Raw genomic sequence first — 5,614 nt, forward strand, 5'->3', positions numbered from 1 at the left:
GTACCTTTGCACCGCTTTCAACGGAAAGCACTTCTGATAAAGGAGTTTTGGAGAGGTGGCAGAGTGGTCGATTGCGGCGGTCTTGAAAACCGTTGTACTGCGAGGTACCCGGGGTTCGAATCCCTGTCTCTCCGCTGAACACTAAAGATAAATGGTGGAAAAGTTAAGACAAGTCCCGTAAAATCAAGGTTTTACGGGACTTTTTTCGTTTTGTCGACAGACAAGAAAAGAACAAGAAAATGCCCCGTTTGGACAAAGTAGTGTTACTAAATCGTTACTGAAAATTGAGCGAAATAAAATAGTAACGATTTTAATGTTAAGTTGCTGATTTATAAACGGCAAAACGATTTGTTAGAGTTTCCCAAATCATTTTGTGACGTTTTTATTCTTGTTAACATAAAACGATATGTGTGTTTTTGAATTAACAATTCCTCATCAAAATACGACAATTTGAGTCTCTATATTAGTACTCAAAATAGAATAAAAGTCATTCCTATTTACAAGATACTCATTAACTACCATTTAGCTTTCCTCCTTCTAATACGATTAAGTTCCATAAGAACTTATTTGAAATATCAAAGCTACCGCATCATAAAAATATTCATTCCTTTATTCCGTAATGAATTAAAGCATCTATAAAACAAGAAATACCGAATTATTATCAGTGAAGTACAAAGACCTTTTTATTCTCACCACAATGAGAATAATTTCTCACTGCAATGAGAAATTTTTCTCATAGGTATGAGTATTTTTTCTCATTGCGGTGAGAATTTTTTCTCAAAGGCGTGAGAATACTTTGAGAATATAATAATATATATCTAACTGTGTACTAGTATAATAAATAATAGTACTATGCTTCCACTTTATATACTATTTGAATAGCTTCATCAATGTTCTATCCCTAAAAATAGCTAGTATCTCATGTTTAGTTGAAATAGCATATTAAATGGCTTATAATTGAGATTTTACTTCCTGTCAACTATCTCAAAAGGAACACGTACCGAAACCCCTTTCTTCATCATATTAGTCAGATTGGGGTAAAGACGTTGTTTGAATGATTCCCAATTGCGATGTTTCATTTGTGTCCATCCTGCTTCTGCCAGTGCGAAAGCGCGCGGGTATGCCATATAAGTTGCCCGGTTTATATCCCGTATAGCTTCTCCCCATAAAGTGCCCATAACTCCTATGATATGGGCTTGATCTTCAGCGGACACGCCATATCCCGGGTCGAATTGATAAGACTTCTCCAAAGTGGTGACGGGCATGCCCCAATTGTTAAACTCGGGGAAATCTCCTTTCAGTTGCGGATAATCCAGATAAGCGTACTCACCCGGTGCCATGATAAGCGGATTGCCATGTTTTCGGGTAAGTTCAAGACAAGTAGGTGTCAATCCTCCACGCCAGCTTACTAAAGTTACGTTCTTGGGATAAGGAAAGAGATAGTCGTTGGCAGGCGGATAAATATTGTCCAGTTCGCACCAAAGCATAGGAGTCTTATTATTTTCCTGAACAAACGAAAGCATGCGGCTGAAAAAAGGAATCATGAGTTGCGAAGCTTTCTGATAGCCTAACTCTTTCATCATGGCCTGGCAACGGGTACATTGAGTCCAGTTCTTTTCTATAACAGCTTCGTCGCCTCCTAAATGTATATAATCGGATGGAAACAAAGAAGATATTTCTTTGATGATATCCTGATAGACGGAATACACTTTCTGATTATTTGCACAAAGCATTAAATCCGTAGTTTTGCCTACTATCTTAGGCAGCGTATCGGTATGAGTACATCCTAATTCGGGATAAGCTGCTAATATAGCTACGGTGTGTCCGGGGATATCCAGTTCGGGAATGACCTCGATATTCCGTTGGGCAGCATATTGAATGATTTCGGCAAGCTGCTCTTGGGTATAATAATCTTTGCCAACTAGTTTAGGATGTTTTTTTATTTCGACTCTCCATCCCTGGTCATCTGTCAAATGCAATTGGAGTATGTTGTATTTGTAATGTGCCATCTGGTCAATGAAGAACTTCACATCATTGACCGGAAGAAAATGACGGGCGGGGTCGAGCATCAATGCCCGATGAGAGAATCGGGGCGTATCATCAACGTAGACAGGAGAAATTTTCTTTTGTGTAGTGGCGCATACATCACCTAAAAGAAGCTGGTCCATAGTCATAACTCCATAATAAACAGCTCGTACAGTAGCTCCGCTGATAGTTATCCTTTTGGAAGTTATTTCGATGCGATAGTGCTCATTTCCTTCCATTGCAGGGTCAATTAACAAGCGGATATCAGCACGGTCGGATTCGGAAGCAAGTGGAATTTCCACTTGCATTCTGTCTGATAATATATTTTGCAGCGTATTGGCAGTGAACTGCAACTCCGGCTGACTCAAATAAATGGCCGTTTTTCCGGAATGGACAGTAAAGGGTTTCCCTTTTACTGAAGTTATCTGATTGGGCATAGGCAACAATGCCGAAGTATTATTCTGGGCAACCAGATAACCGGCTAAGAAAAGCAAGCAAAGACAAGTATAAATTTTCATGGTCGATTTGGGGGTAAATGTTTTTGTATTCATCTAAGATGACATAGGTTAAAGTGTTATGTTATTATTTGATTTTTATTAATCCATTCTCTTTGTCGTATTTTAGCTGATAGCTACGCCCTTTCACTGTTTTGAAAGAGATTGTTTGACCGGCGTACTTCACGATACAATTCTGTCCTGCTTTGGACAGGATAGTCGCTTCTTTTAGAAGTCCGTCTTTCCATGCAATATCTATCTCGAAATTTCCTTTTGCGCATATGCCATAAATAGAGCCGTCTTTCCAGGCATCCGGTAAAGCAGGTAGTAATTGGATGAATCCCATGTGGCTCTGTAATAGCATTTCTGTGATACCGGCTGTGCCACCAAAGTTTCCGTCAATCTGGAAGGGTGGGTGTGTATCCCAAAGGTTATCTACTGTTCCGTTTTTCAGCAGATTACCAAAGAGGGTATAAGCGTGATTTCCATCTTGTAAGCGTGCCCACTGGTTCAACTTCCATCCCATACTCCAGCCGGTAGCTCCGTCACCACGATGCACCAATACAACTTTGGCTGCTTCTGCCAGTTCGGGAGTAGTGACAGGAGAAACAGTGTGTCCGGGATGCAGACCGAAGAGATGATTTACATGGCGATGTTCGTCTTTCGGATCGTCGATATCGGTTGACCATTCCAGTAACTGACCATAGCGACCTATTTTATAAGGGACGAGATTGGCAAGCACGTGCTCCCATTGTTTACGTTCCTTTTTGTCTATTCCCAATTCTTTGCTCGCTTGGATAGCATCCAGCAGGATTTCACGGACAACTGCATGCACAAATGTAGCTCCCTGATCGATAGGGCCGTGTTCCGGTGAAGTAGAGGGGGCAGCCGTATACGTTCCGTCCGGTTTATGCCAGAGATAGTCAACAGTAAAGTTGGCGCTGCTCTTAATCAGTTCATATCCTGTTTCTTTCAGGAATTTCAGGTCCTTGGTATAGTCATAATATTCCCAAACGTGAGTTGCCAGCCAGGGACCTGCCATCGGATTAAAGTTCCAGGACATGTCCTGACTTTCCAATGGGGTAGTAAAGCCAAAGATGTTGGCGGAAATAGATGCTGTCCATCCTCTTGCACCAAAATAAGACTGAGCGGTCTTTTCACCCGGTTTCACTAAGGTACGGATGAAATCAATTAGCGGGAGCATGCACTCATCCAGGTTTGTAGAGCAGGCCGGCCAGTAGTTCATTTGGATATTAATGTTATTATGATAATCCACACGCCAGGGGCCGTCTATGTTGTTATGCCAGATGCCTTGCAGATTGGCAGGCATATTACCCGGTCGGGAACTGGCTATCAACAGATAGCGTCCGAACTGGTAATAGAGCTTTTCCAAGTAGTAGTCAGGTTGTCCGTTCCGATAGTTTTTCAGTCGTTGAGCAGTGGGCAGATTGGATGTTTTCACTGTAGGATTCAATTCCAGTTTCACTCGGTTGAACAAAGAAGCGTAGTCTTTGTAGTGTTCGTCCAGTAAGTTGGAATATCCTTTGGATACGGCATCCTTCATCCATTGCTGGGTTGTTTCAAGCGGATTAACGCCGACATATGTTTTTGGATCGGTAAAGTCCGGTGCGAAATTCATTTTATAATCGGTATCTGCAGTCACATAGAATACGACTTCATCAGCTTCTTTCACTGTAATCCGTCCATCTGTGTTGTTTAAGGTACCGCCTTTTACTGTTGCCTGAATACGGACTGCATATTTCATTCCATTATTATCCAGAGAAGCCGTATAAACAAGACCATTATTACCGTCGGCAGAGAACTGCCCTGTAGATACCGGATTGGGGGCATATCTGAAAGTGAGATTCTGTTTGCCCGGTTGGTCGGCACTGAAACGCATCACCATCACATTGGCAGGGTAAGAAATAAAATAGTTACGCTGATATGCTACGTCATCTTTTTTGAACTGAACCACCGCCATTGCCGAATCCAATGATAAGATACGTTTGTAGTCACTCATGCCTATTGTGCTTAATCCTGTTTCTACATAGAATTCTCCCATTGTAGTGAAGTTACCAAACCGGAAAGGCTTTTCTCTGGAAAATTCATAAGGGACTTCACTGTTGAAATTCTCGCGTGTCAGTTTTTCCGCTTTTTTCTGGTCTCCTTCTACGAATGCTTTACGTATTTCGTCCAGGATGTGCGCGGACTGTTTGTTCACATTCCAATAGTAATCTGCTCCTTTGGTTGTATTAGGACCGCCACGCCAAAGCGTTTTCTCATTAAAAGTTATGCGTTCCGCCTCTATTGAACCCAAAATATTAGCACCGATACTTCCATTACCTATAGGCAATGATTGTGATTCCCAACTGGCATCCTGTTTGGAACTATGCCAGACTTCTTTTCCTTGTAATGTATTGGGAGAATCAAACCAGATAGAAAGTCCTTTGGTATAATCCGTATCTTCTGCATGTCCCGTAAAAATCGTAAATAAGGCACAAAATAGGAGCGAATGTTTCTTTCTCATTGTCGTAGCGTGTTTATTATTAGATAAAAGTATATTTCATGAATTTAAGTGTGTTACAGCTCTTTGGGGCTGAAGGCACAAAAGTAATAAAAAAACAGCTATATACAAACAATATGTCTTGTAAACAGAAAAAGAGGTTGTGTCAAAACGCTGGCACAACCTTTTTTTTATGCACAAAGCCCAGACTTTCACAAGCCCGGGCTTTGTTATTACCCAAAGTTTTTGTATCTTTAGGCATAAAGTTTTTCGTTATGGCAAAGTTACATTTTCGTCCTTACATTCCCAACCAAACAGTTCTTTTTCCCGGAAGAATTGATGAAAACATAGCAGCGAACGATCCGGTTCGCATAGTTAATACTGTTGTTGATAATCTCAATCTTGACAATTTCAAGAAGCTTTATAAAGCAACCGGTCGTTGTCCTTATCATCCTAAAATGATGCTTAAGGTGATTATCTACGCCTACATGAACAATATCTATTCGTGCCGCAAAATAGAGAAGCTTCTCCTACGTGATATTCATTATATCTGGCTTTCCGGTAATGAACATCCGGATTTTATTACCATCAA

General features: G+C 41.0%; 3 protein-coding genes and 1 tRNA gene. 2 read left to right on the forward strand and 2 right to left on the reverse strand.

Annotated features, from left to right (window positions below):
* Window positions 1-49 precede the first annotated feature (49 nt).
* Window positions 50-134 (forward strand) — tRNA-Ser (locus HMPREF9007_RS19595).
* Between the two features lie 831 nt (window positions 135-965).
* Here the strand turns inward: HMPREF9007_RS19595 and HMPREF9007_RS19590 are convergent.
* On the reverse strand, window positions 966-2,543 hold the full coding sequence (locus HMPREF9007_RS19590; protein WP_008760395.1) for a beta-N-acetylhexosaminidase: 1,578 nt from the start codon (window positions 2,541-2,543) through the stop codon (window positions 966-968).
* A 64-nt stretch (window positions 2,544-2,607) separates the two neighbouring features.
* The gene (locus HMPREF9007_RS19585; protein ID WP_008760396.1) at window positions 2,608-5,046 is read right to left on the reverse strand and encodes a glycoside hydrolase N-terminal domain-containing protein; all 2,439 of its coding nucleotides are present in this window, start codon (window positions 5,044-5,046) and stop codon (window positions 2,608-2,610) included.
* A gap of 251 nt (window positions 5,047-5,297) precedes the next feature.
* On the opposite strand from HMPREF9007_RS19585, the gene HMPREF9007_RS25865 reads away from it, so the two are divergent.
* On the forward strand, window positions 5,298-5,614 hold a 317-nt coding region (locus HMPREF9007_RS25865; RefSeq protein ID WP_129593455.1), incomplete at its 3' end, for a transposase.

The sequence above is a fragment of the Bacteroides sp. 1_1_14 genome, assembly GCF_000162515.1.
Lineage (GTDB): Bacteria > Bacteroidota > Bacteroidia > Bacteroidales > Bacteroidaceae > Bacteroides > Bacteroides thetaiotaomicron.

Excerpts from the sequence above, each read along its gene's own strand:
- HMPREF9007_RS19590 (WP_008760395.1), bottom strand. The coding sequence starts at position 2,543 with ATGAAAATTTATACTTGTCTTTGCTTGCTTTTCTTAGCCGGTTATCTG.
- HMPREF9007_RS19585 (WP_008760396.1), bottom strand. The coding sequence starts at position 5,046 with ATGAGAAAGAAACATTCGCTCCTATTTTGTGCCTTATTTACGATTTTT.